This window comes from Streptomyces sp. NPDC002076, from assembly GCF_053593835.1.
The window spans coordinates 44,624-61,204 of the sequence record NZ_JBSFDI010000017.1 but is presented as its reverse complement, the minus strand read 5'-3'; the positions used below and the strand labels follow the sequence as shown (position 1 = coordinate 61,204).

The following is a 16,581-nucleotide window of genomic DNA, read 5'->3' as shown; positions in this document are numbered from 1 at the left end:
CTCGATTCACTCAGAGAAAGGCCGAACTGTGTCGGAACGGACATCGGCGTCCCGGGCGAAGGCCCGCGCGGGCGAGGACGCGGTCGTGCTCGACGACGACGCGACCCTGCACGCGATGGGTTATCCGCGGAAACTCACCCGGCGCTTCCAGGCGTTCGACAATTTCGCGATCTCCTTCACCATCATCAATATCCTCTCGGGTATTTTCTCGTCCTTCGGATTCGGTATGAACGCGGGCGGGCCGCGCATTCTCGTCTTCGGCTGGATCGGGGTCTGTGTCATGGTGCTGCTCATCGGCGCGGCCATGGCGGAAGTCGCCTCGGCCTATCCGACGAGCGGTGCCCTGTATTTCTCCGCCGGTAAACTTGCAAAGCGGCACAAGGGCGCCTGGTCCTGGTTTACCGGCTGGCTGAACTTCGTGGGACAGATCGGCGGCACCGCCGCCACCGGCTATGCGGCGGCCACCTTCATCCAGGCCTTCATCCAGCTGCAGTGGCCCTCCTACCAGCCCACCGCGCACCAGACGGTGCTGATCACGGCCCTGATCATCGTCGTGCAGGGCCTCGCCAACACCTACACGGTGCAGCTCGTCGCCGTACTGAACCGCATTTCCGTGTGGTGGCTGCTGATCGGACTCGTCGTGATCGTGGGTGCACTCATAGTGATGCCGGATCACCATCAGCCGGTGTCCTTCGTGACGCATTTCGAGAACAACACCGGCTTCACGAACGGACTTTACGGCGGCATGCTCGGCCTGCTGGTCACCAGTTGGACGTTCACCGGGTTCGACGGCAGCTTCCACATGTCCGAGGAAACGGTCCACGCGACGATCAACGCACCCAAGGGGATCACCCGCTCCATCGGCTATTCGGCGATCACCGGTCTGATCCTGATGCTGGCGCTGGTCTACAGCATCGGCGACTACGCCAAGGTGGCCGGTTCGGCGGCGCCGCCCGTCCAGATCCTCATCGACGGCCTCGGCCTCGGCACCGCCAAGGTCATGCTCCTCGTCGTCATCGGCGCGATGCTCTTCTGCGGGCTCGCCAACCTCACCAGCAACACCCGGCAGATCTTCGCCTTCTCCCGCGACGGCGCCATGCCGGGCTCCCGCTGGTGGCACTCGGTCTCGCCGCGCACCCGTACGCCCGTGAAGGCGGTGTGGCTCGCGGTCGCCTGCTCGGTGGCCCTGGTCGTGCCGGGCTGGTGGTCGCACACCGCGTTCACCGCGATCGTCAGCGTCAACGTGGTCGGCCTCTTCCTCGCCTACGCCGTGCCGATCTTCCTCCGCCTCCGGCTCGGTGACGAGTTCCAGCCGGGGCCCTGGCAGCTGGGCCGCTGGGGGCGGCCGGTCGGCTGGCTCGCGGTGATCTGGATCGTGCTCAGCAGCGTCCTGTTCATGCTGCCGCAGGCCTCGCCGATCACGGTCGACTCCTTCAACTACGCGCCGATCGCGCTGGCCGCCGTGCTGGTCGTGGCGACGGTGTGGTGGTTCGCCACGGCCCGCCGCCGCTTCCAGGGGCCGATCAGCTACGGGCGGCCCGACGAGGTCGCCGCGATGGATCTCGTCTGACGCCGAGCACCACTGCAGGAGGCGTCCGGCTCGGGTGGTTGCGGGGAACTGTGCGGCTGCGGGCCGGTGGCCCGGTTGCGCAGTTCCCCGCGCCCCTTCGGGGGACTGCGCGACCAGCCCACTCTGCCGTTCCAGTGGCCGAGACCAATATTGATGGCGCCGTACGCGCAGAAGTGCTGGCAGCGCCCTGCCGCCTGCTCCATAGTTGGCGCACACACCGCACCGGATCACCGGACACCCGGGGGTAATCGCGCCCATGAGCAGAGCCCAACAGCCGTCCCGCAGAACCGTCCTCACCGCAGCCGTCGCCGTCGCGGTGGCCGGTGGAACGGTCCCCGCTGCCGCCGCCGCGCAGGGACCCGGCACCGAAGCCGACGACTCCGGCCGGGCGCCGGCCCGCCCGATCGACTACCACGCCTGGACCACGTACAGCGAGTGGCGCCTCGGCGCCGCCCAGGGCGTCCGGCCCGTCGCCGGCGCCCGCCCCGCCGTCGTGATCGGCGCCCCCGTCGGCCGCACCGACTACACCGACCCGCACACCGGTACGACCGCCACCTGGGAGTACGCCAGCTGGACCTCCCCGGTCCACAAGCTCACCGTCCCCGCCACCGAGGTCGTCTCCTCCTGGAACGCCCACACCCCGGACGGCACCTGGCTCCAGGTGGAACTCCAGGGCACGTACTCCGACGGCACCGGGACCCCGTGGTACGTGATGGGCCGCTGGGCGGCCGGTGACCAGGACATCAAGCGGACCTCGGTGGACGGCCAGACCGACGGCAAGAGCACCATCTGGACCGACACCTTCGCCATCGACGACGCGAGCACCGGCCTGCGCCTGACCTCGTACCGGCTGCGCCTCACCCTCTACCGCAGGCCGGGGACGCGGCTGACGCCGACCGTGTGGCGGCTGGGCGCCATGGGGTCCGACATCCCCGACCGCTTCACGGTCCCCGCCTCCACCCCCGGCCTCGCCCAGGAACTGGCCGTCCCGCGTTATTCGCAGGAGATCCACAAGGGCCAGTACCCGCAGTACGACAACGGCGGCGAGGCCTGGTGCAGCCCCACCTCCTCGCAGATGATCATCGAGTACTGGGGCGGCCGGCTCACCCCCGAGCAGCTGTCCTGGGTCGACCCGGCCTACGCCGACCCGCAGGTGGACCACGCCGCCCGCTTCACCTACGACTATCAGTACGAGGGCTGCGGCAACTGGCCGTTCAACGCCGCCTACGCGGCCACCTTCGAGGGTCTCCAGGGCGTGGTCACCCGCCTCGCCTCGCTCACCGACCTGGAGACGCTGATCGCGGCAGGCATCCCGGCCATAACGTCCCAGTCGTTCCTGAAGACCGAGCTGACCGGCGCCGGCTACGGCACCTCCGGCCATCTGATGACGGTGATCGGCTTCACCGCGGACGGAGACGTGATCGCCAACGACCCGGCCTCGCCGAGCGACGACGCGGTACGACGGGTCTATCTGCGCCGGGAGTTCGAGAACATCTGGCTGCGCACCAAGCGGTACAACGCCTCCGGCAAGGTCGTCTCCGGCACCGGGGGAGTCTGCTACCTCTACTTCCCGGCCCGTCCCAGCCCGCGCCAGTGCAAGGCGCTCGCGGCGGTGGGCGTGCGCTGATCAGGTGAGCACGAGGGTGTGAGCAAGCTCATCGCCCGCGAACGCCGTCGCGGGTGGCAAGGTGGACAAATGGATATGACCACGCACCCGGCCACCGCCACCCGCGTCCGCACCGGCGGCCCCCAGGAGGACGGCCCGAAGATCCTCGAGCACGTCATGGGCTGGGTCCTCGTGGCGGTCGTCGCGATGTTCGTGACCCAGCTCGGCCTGCTCTGACTCGACCCGCTCACGTGTGCGGCATGTTCTGACATACTGCGGTGGTCCCGCCGACCGCCTGGAACAGGGTCGAAATTGAATATGCCGCATCAGCGTGCCGCCGTCCGTCCCCGGATGCGCGGCACCGAGCGCTCGATGGCCCGTCGCGCCGAACTCATCGCCATCGGGCGGAAGTTGTTCGCCGACACGTCGTACGACGCGCTGTCCATGGACGACATCGCCCGCCAGGCGCATGTCGCCAAGGGGCTGATCTACTACTACTTCCAGTCCAAGCGCGGCTATTACCTGGCGATCGTCCAGGACTCGGTCGCCGACCTGGTCACCTTCGCCGCGAACGGCCTGGAGATGCCCGCCGTGGACCGGGTCCACCGCACCATCGACGGCTATCTGCGCTACGCCGAGCACCACCAGGCGGCCTACCGCACCATCGTCAGCGGCGGCGTCGGCTTCGACGCCGAGGTGCACGCCATCCGGGACAGCGTGCGCGAGGCAATCATCGCCACCATCGCCGAAGGGGCTTACGGCCGCAGCGACATCGCCCCGCTCGCCCGAATGGGCCTGCTCTCCTGGGTGTGCAGCGTCGAGGGCGCGACCCTGGACTGGATCGACCGCCCCGAGCTGTCCCGTGACACCATGCGCGAGCTGCTGGTGAAGACGCTCGGCGGAGCCCTGCGCGCCGTCGAGGAACTGGACCCGGCCTACCCGGCGCCGCTGCCGGCCCGCCGCGACTCCTGACACACCGGGGAGCGGAGGTCTCGTGGTCCTCCGCTCCCGAATCCCCCTGGTGCGGGGCTAGTGGATGGCCTTGATCAGCTCACCGTGCGCGGTGTCGCCGCTGAGTTCCCAGAAGAAGGTGCCGCCGAGGCCCTGCTGGTTCTTGTACGTCATCTTCGCGGCGATGGTCGCCGGGGTGTCGTAACTCCACCAGTCGCTGCCGCACTTGGCGTAGGCCGTGCCGCCCACGGTGCCGGTCGCCGGGCACTTGGTCCTGAGCACCTTGTAGTCGTCGATGCCCTGCTCGTACGTTCCCGCCGCCGGGCCGGTGGCCGTCCCGCCGGGCGCCGCCTGGGTGACCCCGGTCCAGCCGCGGCCGTAGAAGCCGATGCCGAGCAGCAGCTTGGACGCCGGGATGCCGAGCCCCTTGAGCTTGGCGATGGTCGCGGAGGTGGTGTACCCCGCCTTCGGGATGCCCGGGTAGGAGGTGAGCGGGGAGTGCGGGGCGGTGGGGCCGCTCGCGTCCCAGGCGCCGAAGTAGTCGTACGTCATCGGGTTGTACCAGTTCACGTACTGCGCGGCGCCCGCGTAGTCCGCCGCGTCGATCTTGCCGCCGCCGGAGGCGTCCGCGGTGATCGCCGCCGTGACCAGCGCGCTGCTGCCGAACTTCGACCGCAGGGCCGCCAGCACGTTCTTGAACGCTTCCCGGCCGCTGGTGTCGCAGGTGTTGCCACAGGCGTTCGGGTACTCCCAGTCGATGTCGATGCCGTCGAACACCCCGGCCCACTTGGAGTTCTTCACCAGGTCGTAGCAGGACTGGGCGAAGGCGGCGGGGTTCTTCGCGGCCTCGCCGAAGCCGCTCGACCAGGTCCAGCCGCCGAAGGACCACAGGATCTTCAGGCCCGGGTGCCTCTTCTTCAGCTTCAGCAGCTGGTTGAAGTTGCCGCGCAGCGGCTGGTCCCAGGTGTCGGCGACGCCGTCCACCGACTCGGCGGCGGTGTAGGCGCGGTCGGTGGCCGCGTAGGAGTCGCCCATGGCGCACTTGCCGCCGGTCACGTTGCCGAAGGCGTAGTTGATGTGGGTCAGCTTGGCCGCCGACCCCGAGGTCTCGACGTTCTTGACGTAGTACTTGCGGTCGTAGGTGCCCCATTCGGTGAAGTAGCCGACGACCTTCGAGCCGGCCTTGACCTGCGGTGCGGCCGGGGCCGCCGCGGTGGCGGTGCCCGCGCCGGCGAGCAGTCCGGCGCCGAGGACGGCGGTACAGGCGGTCGCGACGAACGCACGCAGCCGCGAGCGGTGGGGAGTGTGCATCGGGTGTCTCCTCCTGGGGGAGAGGCGAACGCGCGCCGATTGGCATGAACGCGGTAAAGCGTTGGTCATGCACAGTAGGGAGGACTAGACCACAGCGTCAATGGTTCGGACCAATTTCGGGCTCGCGGCAGAGTCCGACTGGATTCTTGAAGTGAGCGGTCGTTAACTGGTGACTGGAGGTGGCTGATCGGGCATACTCACAGCGCACAGCCGCTGGTCAGCCGCTTCCGAGACCCGGGAGAGGGCGCCTTCGGCCATCCGGAAAGATCAGGCGGAGCCGCCCCCACCCACGGGCCAGACCGCCGGTGCCCGACCAGGGAGGAGACCGACGCCATGTCCGACCGCGACCCGCAGCCGGTGGAGCGTCAGCTGCCGACGGAGGAGGCGCGGGATCTGCTCGCCCTCGTCCGGGACATCGCCCAGCGCGAGATAGCGCCGAAGGCGGCCGAGGAGGAGGACGCGGGACGCTTCCCGCGCGAGGTCTTCACCCTGCTGTCCGAATCGGGCCTGCTCGGCCTGCCGTACGACTCCGAGTACGGCGGCGGCGACCAGCCCTACGAGGTCTACCTCCAGGTACTGGAAGAGCTGGCAGCGGCCCGGCTCACGGTGGGTCTCGGCGTCAGCGTGCACACGCTCGCCTCCTACGCGCTCGCCACCTACGGCACCAAGCAGCAGCAGGTCGAGCATCTGCCTGCCATGCTCGGCGGCGGTCTGCTGGGCGCGTACTGCCTCTCCGAGCCGTCCTCGGGCTCGGACGCGGCCTCGCTGCGTACCAAGGCGGTGCGTGACGGTGACGAGTGGGTGATCAACGGCAGCAAGGCCTGGATCACGCACGGGGGCATCGCCGACTTCTACACCGTGATGGCCCGCACCGGCGAGGAGGGCCCGCGCGGGATCACCGCCTTCCTGGTGCCCGGGGACGCGCCGGGCCTGAGCGGCGCGGTGCCCGAGAAGAAGATGGGCATGAAGGGCTCACCCACCGCGCAGGTCCACTTCGACGGCGTCCGCGTCGGCGACGACCGGCGGATCGGCGAGGAGGGCCAGGGCTTCTTCATCGCCCTGTCCGCCCTGGACTCCGGGCGGCTCGGCATCGCCGCCTGCGCGATCGGTCTCGCCCAGGCCGCCCTGGACGAGGCGGTCGCCTACGCCACCCAGCGCCGGCAGTTCGGCCACCCCATCGCCGACTTCCAGGGCCTGCGCTTCATGATCGCCGACATGGCCACCCAGATCGAGGCCGGCCGCGCTCTCTACCTCGCGGCGGCCCGGCTGCGCGACGCCGGCAAGCCGTTCGCCAAGCAGGCCGCCATGGCCAAGCTGCACTGCACCGACACGGCCATGAAGGTGACCACGGACGCGGTGCAGATACTCGGCGGCTACGGCTACACCGCCGACTTCCCCGCCGAGCGCTATATGCGCGAGGCCAAGGTCCTGCAGATCGTCGAGGGCACCAACCAGATCCAGCGGATGGTCATCGCCCGTCACGTGGCGGGACCCGAGGGCCGCTGAACTGCCCCGTGAGAACCGTCGGGGCCGCCAGCCTGATCCACTCCGGATCGTGGCGGCCCGGCAGGGTCCGGCCCCGGTCGGCCCAGGCCCGCATGAGATCGCGGTAGATGGGCGGGTCCTGCGGGGCAGGCGGCGGAACCGATTCTGCGGGGCGCGGGACGAAAATGCGGCGCTGACGCCCGGTGGCCGAGTGCATGGGGGTCATGCCTGAACAACGCGGCAGCTCCCGGACAGGTCACCGTCGCGCGGAATCGGGCGTCAGTTCAGGCCCATCCGGTCCCCGCCCTGGCCTCCTCCGGTCAACTGACGTACCGTCAGCCGACCGACGCTCAGGGGGTGCCCGTGGCCGACGACCGTCCCGTACCGCTCGACGAGTACCCGGTGCACCAGGTGCCGCTGTCCATGAAGCACGTGGCGACCGGCGACCGGAACGCCTACGACCGCTGCATCTTCCACGTCTTCGACCACGCCGGCCGCGCCCTGCTCATCCTCGGCCTCGGCGTCTACCCCAACCTCGGCGTGATCGACGCGTACGCCACCCTGCGCACCGGGGACACCCTGCACGCAGTCCGCGCCTCGGACGCGCTGGGGGAGGACCGGATGCGGCTCGCCGTCGGACCGCTGCGCATCGAGGTCCCGCGGCCGCTGGAGGAGCTGCGTCTGATCTGCGAGGACGAGCAGCTGTCGTACGACCTCACCTGGACGGCCGCCTTCCCCGCTCTCTGGGAGCCGCACCACCTCCAGCGCCGCGGCGAGCGGCTCACCCTGGAGGGCCGCCGCTTCGTCCAGGCGGGCACCGCGGAGGGTGTGATCCGGGCCGGGGGAGCGGAGTTCGGGGTCGGCGCGGACGGCTGGACCGGCACCCGGGACCGCAGCTGGGGCGTGCGGCCCGTCCCGGGCGAGGACGGCGGACGGCTCGCCACGGACCACCCCACCGAGGGCTTCCACTGGATCTGGTGCCCGGTCCGCTTCGACGACCGCTTCCTGATGGTCATCACCCAGGAGGACGCCGACGGACACCGCACCCTGAACGACGCGACCCTGGTCCGCCCCGGCCGGCGCGACCGCCAGCTGGGCTGGCCGCAGGCCGAGATCGGCTATCGCTCCGGCACCCGCCACCCGGAGCGGGCGGTCATCCATCTGGGGGACGCACGGGAATCGCAGCAGCTTGACGTCGAGATCCTGGCCTCCTCGCCGCTCGCCCTCGGCGCCGGCTATCCGCCGGCGGACGACTGGCAGCACGGCACCTGGCGGGGGCCCGGCTGGACCGACCGGCGCACCTACGACATGACCCTGCCCCACCCGCTGGCCGGGTACGGCGTCACCGACCACTCCGCCCGCTTCCGGCTCGACGGGCAGACCGGTCACGGCATCTTCGAGCACGGCTCGTTCGGCCGGCACGACCCGAGCGGCTTCACCGGCTTCGACTCGGTCGCGCCCTGAGACGCCGGTCGTGCGCTGAGACGTCGAACGTGCGCTGAGACGTCGAACGTGCGCTGAGACGTCGAACGTGCGCTGAGACACCGGTTGCGTCTTCAGGCATCGGCCGGGCCTGAGACATCGGTCGCACCTGAGGAAGGAGCCCGCATGGCCACGGCACCGCGTCCCCGCACCACCACCCGCGACCCGGACGAGCTGACCCGCCGCCTCACCGCCTGGCTCGGCACCCGGCTGCCCGGAGCCAAGGCGACCGGCGTGACCGTCCCCGCCTCCAACGGCATGTCCAGCGAGACCCTGCTGTTCGACCTCGAACACCCCGAAGCGCCTTTCGGGGCCTGTGCGTTGCGGCTCGCGGCGGACCCGGCGGCGTACGCCGTCTTCCCCGAGTACGACATGGCCCGCCAGTACCGCACCCTGCGCCTGGTGGCCGAACACACCGACGTGCCCGTGCCCCGTGTGCTGTGGCTGGAGGAGGACCCGGGCCCGCTCGGGGCGCCGTTCTTCGTCATGGAGCGGGTCGCCGGCCGCGTGCCGCCCGACGTCATGCCGTACACCTACGAGGGCAGTTGGCTGCACGGGGCGAGCGACGCCGAGCGCGAGCACCTGGAGGCGGAGACCATCGGGCTGCTGGCCCGCCTGCACGACCAAGTTCCCCTTGCCGAGGCCCAGTTCCTCGCCCCGCCCGGCGCGCAGGACACGCTGCGCCGCCATGTGACGGCCCAACGCGCCTACTACGCCTGGGTGATCGACGGCCTGCCCCGCTCACCGCTCATCGAGGCCGCCTTCGACCGGCTGGCGGAGCTGTGGCCGCGCGAGGTCGGCGAGCCCGTCCTCAGCTGGGGTGACGCCCGCATCGGGAACATCGTCTACGACGGTTTCGACCCCGCGGCCGTCCTGGACTGGGAGATGGCGGCACTCGCCCCGCGCGAGGTCGACCTCGGCTGGATGATCTATCTGCACCGCTTCTTCCACGACCTCACGGTCGCCTCCGAACAGCGCGGACTGCCGGACTTCCTGCGCCGCGACCGCGTCGAGGCCCGCTATGCGCGCCTGACCGGCCACACCCCGCGCGACATGGACTTCCACACCCTCTACGCGGCCCTGCGGCATGCGATCGTGATGCTGCGCGTCGCCTACCGGCAGGTGCGCTTCGGGGAGGTCACCATCCCGGCGGACCCGGACACACTGATCCTGCACCACGACAGCCTGCGTGCCATGGTGCAGGGGACGTACTGGACGCGGTGAGGCGGCTCAGGCGGCCTGGCGGCGCATCGCCGGCACGCGCATCGGACGCGAGCCCGGGCCGCCGACGTGCGAGAACGGCTGCGTACGCCAATCCAGACCCTGGGGGAGCGTCAGCAGCAGGGCGGTGTCCTGCTCCTGCGGCTCGAAGGACTCGTCCGCGGGGCGGGCGTCGGACGCCGAACGGCCCGTGCCCGCACAGACCGTGAGACCGAACGGGTTCCACGGCGAGGCGCACAGCGCGTGCTCGGGCAGCACCTGCTCGTCCGCCAGCAGCGCGATCGGCTGGGCGCAGTCCGGGCAGATCACCCGGTACATCTCGAAGGTGTCGTAGGCGTCCAGATCGTCCTCGAAGGCGTCGGGTTCGACGCCCTCCGGCTGGGGCTCGACGACCGGCTGCTGCCGCTTGGACGCGGATCGACCAGGGTGATGGGCACTCTGCATGGGATTCTCCCCCTAAGGCTGGGCCGTTACGGCGCTGCGGCCTCGACCACAGCAAGCACTTCCCGTCAGCCCTCGGCGGTAATCACGAGAACATCACGGAGCCTGTTCGTGGTGTGTGGCGTTCGTCACATGCCGCGTGCAGGTGCGCGATGCGGGCCTTATGCACCGCTTTTTGTATCGAACCGGCTATGACCTGCGCTCTCGGCTATCCCCGGAGATCAAGCGCACTGTAGGTTTTGGCGCCATGGAGGAGCTGGACCGACAGATCGTGCAGCTGCTCGTCAAGGACGGGCGGATGAGCTACACAGACCTGGGCAAGGCCACGGGCCTGTCCACGTCCGCCGTGCACCAGCGGGTGCGCCGGCTGGAACAGCGTGGCGTCATCCGCGGGTATGCCGCGGTGGTCGACCCCGAGGCCGTGGGGCTGCCGCTCACCGCGTTCATCTCGGTGAAACCGTTCGACCCCAGCGCCCCCGACGACATCTCGGACCGCCTCGCCGGCGTCCCCGAGATCGAGGCCTGCCACAGCGTCGCGGGCGACGAGAACTACATCCTCAAGGTGCGGGTGGCCACCCCGCACGAGCTGGAAGAGCTGCTGGCCAGGCTGCGGAGCCTGGCGGGCGTCTCGACGCGGACGACGGTGGTCCTGTCGACGCCGTACGAGGCACGGCCGCCCCGGATCTGAGCCCTGCCCTTCGACACGCCCCAGGTGCGGCGCCTCCCCGGCGGCAGGAGAAACTGTCCGCTATGAGCGACCGCACCGCCGACCCCCAGCCCCCCAAGACCGTCCTCCTGCGCCGAGGAGAGGTGCACAGCCCCGCGGACCCCTTCGCCACGGCGATGGTGGTGGAGCGCGGCCAAGTCGCCTGGGTCGGCTCCGAGGGTGCCGCCGACGCCTTCGCCGACGGCGTGGACGAGGTGGTCGACCTCGACGGCGCCCTGGTGACCCCGGCCTTCACCGACGCCCATGTGCACACCACCGCCACCGGCCTGGCCCTGACCGGCCTGGACCTGTCCGGCGCCCCTTCTCTGGAGGCCGCCCTCGCCCTGGTCCGCGACTTCGCCGCCGCCCGCCCGGACGACCGCGTCCTGCTGGGCCACGGCTGGGATGCCGCCCGCTGGCCCGGCGGCCGCCCGCCGACCCGTGCCGAACTCGACGAGGCCGCCGGCGGCCGCCCGCTGTACCTGTCCCGCATCGACGTGCACTCGGCGGTCGTCACCACCGCCCTGCTGGACCTGATCGCCGCGGACGTCCCCCGCGAGGACGCCCCGCTCACCGCCGACGCCCACCACGCCGTCCGCGAGGCCGCCCTCGCCGCCGTCACCCCGGCCCAGCGCGCCGAGGCCCAGCGCGCCGCACTCGCCCGCGCGGCCTCCCTCGGCATCGGCTCGGTGCACGAGTGCGGCGGCCCGCGGATCTCCTCCGAGGACGACTTCACCGGCCTGCTGAAGCTCGCCGCCGAGGTGCCGGGCCCCAGGGTCGTCGGCTACTGGGCCGAACAGAACGTCGAGCGGGCCCGGGACCTGGGCGCCGTGGGCGCCGCGGGCGACCTGTTCGCCGACGGCTCGATCGGCTCGCACACCGCCTGTCTGCACGAGCGGTACGCCGACGCCGGTCACACCGGCACCGCCTACCTGGACGCCGAAGCCGTCGCCGCACATGTCGTCGCCTGCACCGAGGCGGGCCTGCAGGCCGGCTTCCACGCCATCGGCGATGCCGCCGTGACCGCCGTGGTCGAGGGTGTGCGCGCCGCGGCGGACAAGCTCGGCCTCGCCCGGATCCGCGCCGCCCGGCATCGTGTCGAGCACGCCGAGATGCTCACCCCCGAGACCGTCGCCGGCTTCGCCGAGCTGGGCCTGATCGCCTCCGTGCAGCCCGCCTTCGACGCGCTGTGGGGCGGCGCGGACGGCATGTACGCCCGGCGGCTGGGCGCCGAACGGGCCCGCACCCTCAACCCCTTCGCGGCCCTGCTGCGCGCCGGCGTGCCGCTCGCCTTCGGCTCCGACAGCCCGGTCACCCCGCTCGACCCGTGGGGCACCGTCCGGGCCGCCGCGTTCCATCACACGCCCGAGCACGGGGTCTCCGTCCGGGCCGCGTTCACCGCGCACACGCGCGGCGGCTGGCGGGCCGTGGGCCGGGACGACGCCGGCGTCCTGGTGCCGGGGGCGCCCGCCGACTACGCCGTCTGGCGCACCGACGAGCTGGTCGTCCAGGCCCCCGACGACCGAGTGGCCCGCTGGTCGACCGACCCGCGCTCCGGCACGCCCGGCCTGCCCGACCTCACCCCGGGCCGTGACCTGCCGGTCTGCCTGCGCACCGTGGTGGGCGGGCGGACGGTGTTCGTACGGCCGGGCGAGTGATCTACGGGGGTGGCGCGGCGGCGCTCGCTCGCCCCCGTCCCGCCGCCCGACCTGCGCATCCTCCCCGAACGTTGCGCCGTCCGGGCCGTTGTCGCAGGCCAGAGGGCTGTTGACAGTCGACGGCCGGGGGCCGGTAGGTTCGTCCGAGTCCACCACCGGACGCCCGACCGGGGAACTTCGCCCAACTCGTCGCAGCGCTGCTGGGTCAGGGACGGTGTGCCGCACCGGGGCACCGTCGCTTGGGAGCCAGGCTCAGCGCCCGCGCCGTCGAGGGAGCGTTCCGGCCGGTCGGCAAGGTGTGACCCGGGTGGGGCCCGTGCGCTCAGTAGACAACGGCTTTCGGTCGATCCGCAGCCAGCGGGTCCCAGGTCGGCCCGAAGGGCGCCGGGCCCCCATCCGCCGCGGCGGGCGAGCGGCCCAGGCGCGCCGTGAAGGTGCCGAAAAACGCATTCTTACCCCACTCTTGTGGAATCGACACCGCCATACGAACGAGTCGGCGCCGCACGCCAGGCGGCGGCCACTATGGTGGACCCCTGCGTACGACCAGAAGGGGCAGCAGTGAACGACGGCGACGGGACCCTCGCGGCCAAGGCCCAGGGGAGGCAGTTCGGTCCGCTCGGCACGGCCTTGGTGATCATCCCGACCTACAACGAGGCGGAGAACATCAAGACCATCGTCGGCCGGGTGCGCAAGGCCGTTCCCGAGGCGCACGTGCTGATCGCGGACGACAACAGCCCGGACGGCACCGGCAAGCTCGCCGACGAGCTGGCCGCCGAGGACGAGAACGTCCAGGTGATGCACCGCAAGGGCAAGGAGGGCCTGGGCGCCGCATATCTCGCGGGCTTCCGCTGGGGCATGGAGCACGACTACGGCGTGCTGGTCGAGATGGATGCCGACGGCTCCCACCAGCCCGAGGAGCTGCCCCGGCTGCTCACCGCCCTCAAGAGCGCCGACCTGGTGCTCGGCTCCCGCTGGGTGCCCGGCGGCCGCGTGGTGAACTGGCCCAAGTCGCGTGAGTTCATCTCCCGTGGCGGCAGCTTCTACTCCCGGCTCGCCCTCGGCCTGCCGCTGCGCGACATCACCGGTGGCTACCGCGCGTTCCGCCGCGAGACCCTTGAGGGTCTGGGGCTGGACGAGGTCGCCTCGCAGGGCTACTGCTTCCAAGTCGACCTGGCCCGCCGCGCGGTCAAGGCCGGCTACCACGTGGTCGAGGTGCCGATCACCTTCGTGGAGCGCGAACTCGGCGACTCCAAGATGAGCAAGGACATCCTCATCGAGGCGCTGTGGCGGGTCACCGCCTGGGGCGCGGGGGAGCGGGTCGCCAAGCTGACCGGCAAGAACAAGCGGGCCAAGTAGTCTCGCGTCGGCCGTTGGCCAACATCCGCTTATCCCGCGCTGAGCCGCCGCCAGGCACACTGGGAGCATGACGACTGGCGCTCCGACCTCTCCGTACACCGCACGGCCCCGGCGTTCCCGGCTGCGCAGGTATCTGCCGCTGGGCATCGCCGCCTGGCTGGTGCTGGAGATCTGGCTGCTGACCCTGGTCGCGGGGGCGGCCGGGGGGTTTGCCGTGTTCCTGCTGCTCGTGGCGGGCTTCGTGGCCGGCTCCGTGGTCATCAAGCGGGCCGGCCGCCGTGCCTTCCAGAGCCTGAACGAGGCGCTGCAGCGGGGTGGTTCGCCGGAGCAGGGTGGCGGCAACGGCCTGATGATGCTCGGCGGCCTGCTGCTGATGATCCCGGGTGTGGTCTCCGACGCGGCCGGCCTGCTTCTGCTGCTGCCGCCGGTGCAGAAGGCCGTGAGCCGGTACGCGGAGAACGCCCTGGACAAGCGGCTGCGCACGGCGGCCCCGGGCAGCTTCGGCGACGCCTTCCAGCAGGTCCGCATCCACCGTCCCGACGGCAAGGTGGTGCAGGGCGAGGTCATCCGCGAGGACCGGACCGAGCCGGGGGAGCAGCAGCAGCGTCCGCCGCTGACCCACTGAGCAAGCCCCCGGATTTGCGAACCCGGACACACGAAACCGCGGGCGCCGTACGTGAACGTACGGCGCCCGCGGTTTCGTCTGCGCTGTGTCTGCGCCCAGCCCGCAGGGACTAGGCCGACTTACGGCTGTCCCGAGGGTGAACCGCGATGTTCATCGCCCCCGAGCGCAGAACCGCCAGGCGCTCCTCGAGGACCTCTTCGAGCTCCTCACGGGTGCGCCGCTCCATCAGCATGTCCCAGTGGGTACGCGCGGGCTTGGCCTTCTTCTCCTCAGGGCCGTCGCCGTCGACGAGGAGTGCCTGGGCCCCGCAGACCTTGCACTCCCACTCCGGCGGGATCTCCGCCTCGACCGAGAAGGGCATCTCGAAGCGGTGCCCCTTCTCGCATGCGTACTCCACGGCCTGGCGCGGGGCCAGGTCGATACCGCGGTCCGTCTCGTAGCTGGTCACCACGAGGCGCGTACCGCGAAGAGCTCGCTCACTCATGAATCGTGCCTCCCGGGCTTGTCGCCCACAGGACAGGTGTCGCTGTCGTCGTCATCCGGTCAACGTCCGGTCGGCGGTAAAGATTCCCGTTCCGTGTCCCGTTCCGGGTCATGCGTCGCCGTCGTAGCCGCCCCTTGTTCTACCCACCCGCGCCCGGTTTGTCACATCTGCTAGCAGATGTCACCCAGCGTTTCGGCATCTTTGACGCGCAGTAACGGTACGCCTGGCAGGCCAAAGGCGTACACTACCGCCCTTTCGCCTTAAGCGCTAAACCGGCGCTAAATCTTCTCCGGAACGGGATTGCCCGCCTCGCCGATCGCCCGCCGCACCGGGACCCGCGCGAGCAGCGCGAAGCCGATGACGAAGAAGGCCACCAGCGAGATGATCGCGGACCGATAGCTTCCGGTCAGCTGGTAGGTCATGCCGAACAGCAGCGGTCCGAGCCAGCTCATCCCGCGGTCGCTCAGCTCGTACGCCGCGAAGTACTCGGCCTCCTTGCCGGGCGGCACGAGATGGGAGAACAGCGACCGGGACAGCGCCTGGCTGCCGCCGAGGACCAGGCCGATCCCGGCGGCCAGCACGAAGAAGAACACCGGGGCCTTCGCGGGCAGGAAGTAACCGGCCGCCAGGGTCACCGTCCAGGCCACCAGCGAACCCAGGATCGTGCGCTGGGCGCCGTACGTCCGCGCCAGCCGCCCCATCGCCAGCGCCCCCGCCACGGCCAGCACCTGTACCAGCAGCACGGCCACGATGAGCGTCGACTGGGACAGTCCCAGTTCCTGCGAGCCGTAGACGGAGGCCTGGGTGATCACTGTCTGGATGCCGTCGTTGTAGATGAGGTACGCCAGCAGGAAGGACAGCGTCAGCGGGTGCCGGCGCATGTCCCGGACCGTCGCCGCCAGCTGTCTGAGCCCGGGTGCCGAGGCGCGCTCCACGCGCGCGTGCCGGTCACGCAGCCTGCGCAGGGGTACGAGGGTGAAGGCGCCCCACCACAGGCCCGCCGAGGCCAGGCAGACCCGGACCGCGGCCGTCTCGGTCAGGCCGAAGGAGTCGTGCGCCGAGTAGAGCACCAGGTTGGCGACCAGCACCGATGAGCCCGCGGCGTAGCCGAAGGCCCAGCCCCGGGAGGAGACCGCGTCGCGCTCCTCGGGCGGGGCGATCTGCGGCAGATAGGAGTTGTAGAGCATCATCCCGACGGACTGCGCCGCGTTGGCCACCACGAGCAGCGCCCCGCCGAGCAGATACCGGTCGCCGTCCAGGAAGAACATGCCGGTGGTCGCGGCCGCCCCGGTGTATGCCGCCGCCGCGAGCAGCGGCTTCTTGCGCCCGGTGCGGTCGGCCGCACTGCCCACGATCGGCATCACCACGACCGCCACGATCACCGACAGGGACACCGAGTAGGCGAAGAAGGAGCCGGCCCGGACCGGGACGCCCAGCGGATGCACATAGCCGTCGGCGTCCGCGGCCCGCTCGGCGACCGCGGTGAGGTAGGGCCCGAGGAAGACCGTGACCACGCTCGTCGAATAGACCGAGCAGGCCCAGTCGTAGAAGTACCAGCCGCGCTGCTCGCGCCGGAGGCCGGCGGCGTCGTCCGCCGCGTCCGTCCGCACGGTGTCCGTGCTCACCCGTGCCCTCGCTTTCCCCGCTCAAGTGCCTCAAGTGCGAAGGCTCGGGCGCGGCGGCCG

General features: G+C 70.9%; 15 protein-coding genes. 11 read left to right on the top strand and 4 right to left on the bottom strand.

The window, feature by feature from the left end:
- The first annotated feature begins 28 nt into the window (after window positions 1-28).
- The 4 genes from ACWCQS_RS30970 (at window position 29) to ACWCQS_RS30955 (ending at window position 4,148) form a co-directional block, all read left to right on the top strand.
- Complete coding sequence (locus tag ACWCQS_RS30970; protein ID WP_388626062.1) at window positions 29-1,570, top strand: amino acid permease; 1,542 nt, start codon at window positions 29-31, stop codon at window positions 1,568-1,570.
- A 256-nt stretch (window positions 1,571-1,826) separates the two neighbouring features.
- Window positions 1,827-3,197 (top strand): peptidase C39 family protein, encoded by a 1,371-nt coding sequence (locus ACWCQS_RS30965; RefSeq protein ID WP_451007518.1) that lies wholly within the window; start codon window positions 1,827-1,829, stop codon window positions 3,195-3,197.
- A 69-nt stretch (window positions 3,198-3,266) separates the two neighbouring features.
- On the top strand, window positions 3,267-3,413 hold the full coding sequence (locus tag ACWCQS_RS30960; RefSeq protein ID WP_451007517.1) for an SCO1431 family membrane protein: 147 nt from the start codon (window positions 3,267-3,269) through the stop codon (window positions 3,411-3,413).
- A gap of 81 nt (window positions 3,414-3,494) precedes the next feature.
- Window positions 3,495-4,148: a TetR/AcrR family transcriptional regulator gene (locus ACWCQS_RS30955; RefSeq protein ID WP_451007516.1), complete on the top strand. Its 654-nt coding sequence runs from the start codon at window positions 3,495-3,497 to the stop codon at window positions 4,146-4,148.
- 57 nt (window positions 4,149-4,205) lie between these two features.
- Here ACWCQS_RS30955 and ACWCQS_RS30950 read toward each other — a convergent pair whose 3' ends face one another.
- Complete coding sequence (locus ACWCQS_RS30950; protein WP_451007515.1) at window positions 4,206-5,438, bottom strand: glycoside hydrolase family 18 protein; 1,233 nt, start codon at window positions 5,436-5,438, stop codon at window positions 4,206-4,208.
- Between the two features lie 333 nt (window positions 5,439-5,771).
- Here ACWCQS_RS30950 and ACWCQS_RS30945 point away from each other — a divergent pair, with 333 nt between their 5' ends.
- The 3 genes from ACWCQS_RS30945 (at window position 5,772) to ACWCQS_RS30935 (ending at window position 9,629) form a co-directional block, all read left to right on the top strand.
- The gene (locus tag ACWCQS_RS30945; protein WP_451007514.1) at window positions 5,772-6,944 is read left to right on the top strand and encodes an acyl-CoA dehydrogenase family protein; all 1,173 of its coding nucleotides are present in this window, start codon (window positions 5,772-5,774) and stop codon (window positions 6,942-6,944) included.
- 342 nt (window positions 6,945-7,286) lie between these two features.
- Entirely contained in the window at window positions 7,287-8,387 is a 1,101-nt protein-coding gene (locus ACWCQS_RS30940; RefSeq protein ID WP_451007513.1) for a hypothetical protein, read from the top strand.
- Between the two features lie 144 nt (window positions 8,388-8,531).
- Complete coding sequence (locus tag ACWCQS_RS30935) at window positions 8,532-9,629, top strand: phosphotransferase family protein (RefSeq protein ID WP_451007512.1); 1,098 nt, start codon at window positions 8,532-8,534, stop codon at window positions 9,627-9,629.
- Between the two features lie 6 nt (window positions 9,630-9,635).
- Here the strand turns inward: ACWCQS_RS30935 and ACWCQS_RS30930 are convergent, their stop codons facing one another.
- A complete protein-coding gene (locus ACWCQS_RS30930; RefSeq protein WP_451007511.1) occupies window positions 9,636-10,070 on the bottom strand; it encodes a hypothetical protein in 435 nt (144 codons plus the stop codon).
- 244 nt (window positions 10,071-10,314) lie between these two features.
- Between ACWCQS_RS30930 and ACWCQS_RS30925 the strand changes: the two genes are divergently transcribed.
- The 4 genes from ACWCQS_RS30925 to fxsA all read left to right on the top strand — a co-directional run bounded on the left by ACWCQS_RS30925 (window position 10,315) and on the right by fxsA (window position 14,412).
- The gene (locus ACWCQS_RS30925; RefSeq protein WP_069782031.1) at window positions 10,315-10,755 is read left to right on the top strand and encodes an Lrp/AsnC family transcriptional regulator; all 441 of its coding nucleotides are present in this window, start codon (window positions 10,315-10,317) and stop codon (window positions 10,753-10,755) included.
- 62 nt (window positions 10,756-10,817) lie between these two features.
- Window positions 10,818-12,431 (top strand): amidohydrolase, encoded by a 1,614-nt coding sequence (locus ACWCQS_RS30920; protein ID WP_451007510.1) that lies wholly within the window; start codon window positions 10,818-10,820, stop codon window positions 12,429-12,431.
- 558 nt (window positions 12,432-12,989) lie between these two features.
- On the top strand, window positions 12,990-13,787 hold the full coding sequence (locus ACWCQS_RS30915; RefSeq protein WP_451007509.1) for a polyprenol monophosphomannose synthase: 798 nt from the start codon (window positions 12,990-12,992) through the stop codon (window positions 13,785-13,787).
- A 67-nt stretch (window positions 13,788-13,854) separates the two neighbouring features.
- Window positions 13,855-14,412: an FxsA family membrane protein gene (gene fxsA, locus ACWCQS_RS30910; protein WP_451007508.1), complete on the top strand. Its 558-nt coding sequence runs from the start codon at window positions 13,855-13,857 to the stop codon at window positions 14,410-14,412.
- 109 nt (window positions 14,413-14,521) lie between these two features.
- On the opposite strand, the gene ACWCQS_RS30905 is transcribed toward fxsA, so the two are convergent.
- Both ACWCQS_RS30905 and ACWCQS_RS30900 read right to left on the bottom strand, forming a co-directional pair.
- On the bottom strand, window positions 14,522-14,896 hold the full coding sequence (locus tag ACWCQS_RS30905) for an RNA polymerase-binding protein RbpA (protein ID WP_003977404.1): 375 nt from the start codon (window positions 14,894-14,896) through the stop codon (window positions 14,522-14,524).
- Window positions 14,897-15,174: 278 nt separating this feature from the next.
- Complete coding sequence (locus ACWCQS_RS30900) at window positions 15,175-16,521, bottom strand: MFS transporter (RefSeq protein WP_451007507.1); 1,347 nt, start codon at window positions 16,519-16,521, stop codon at window positions 15,175-15,177.
- Between the last annotated feature and the right edge of the window lie 60 nt (window positions 16,522-16,581).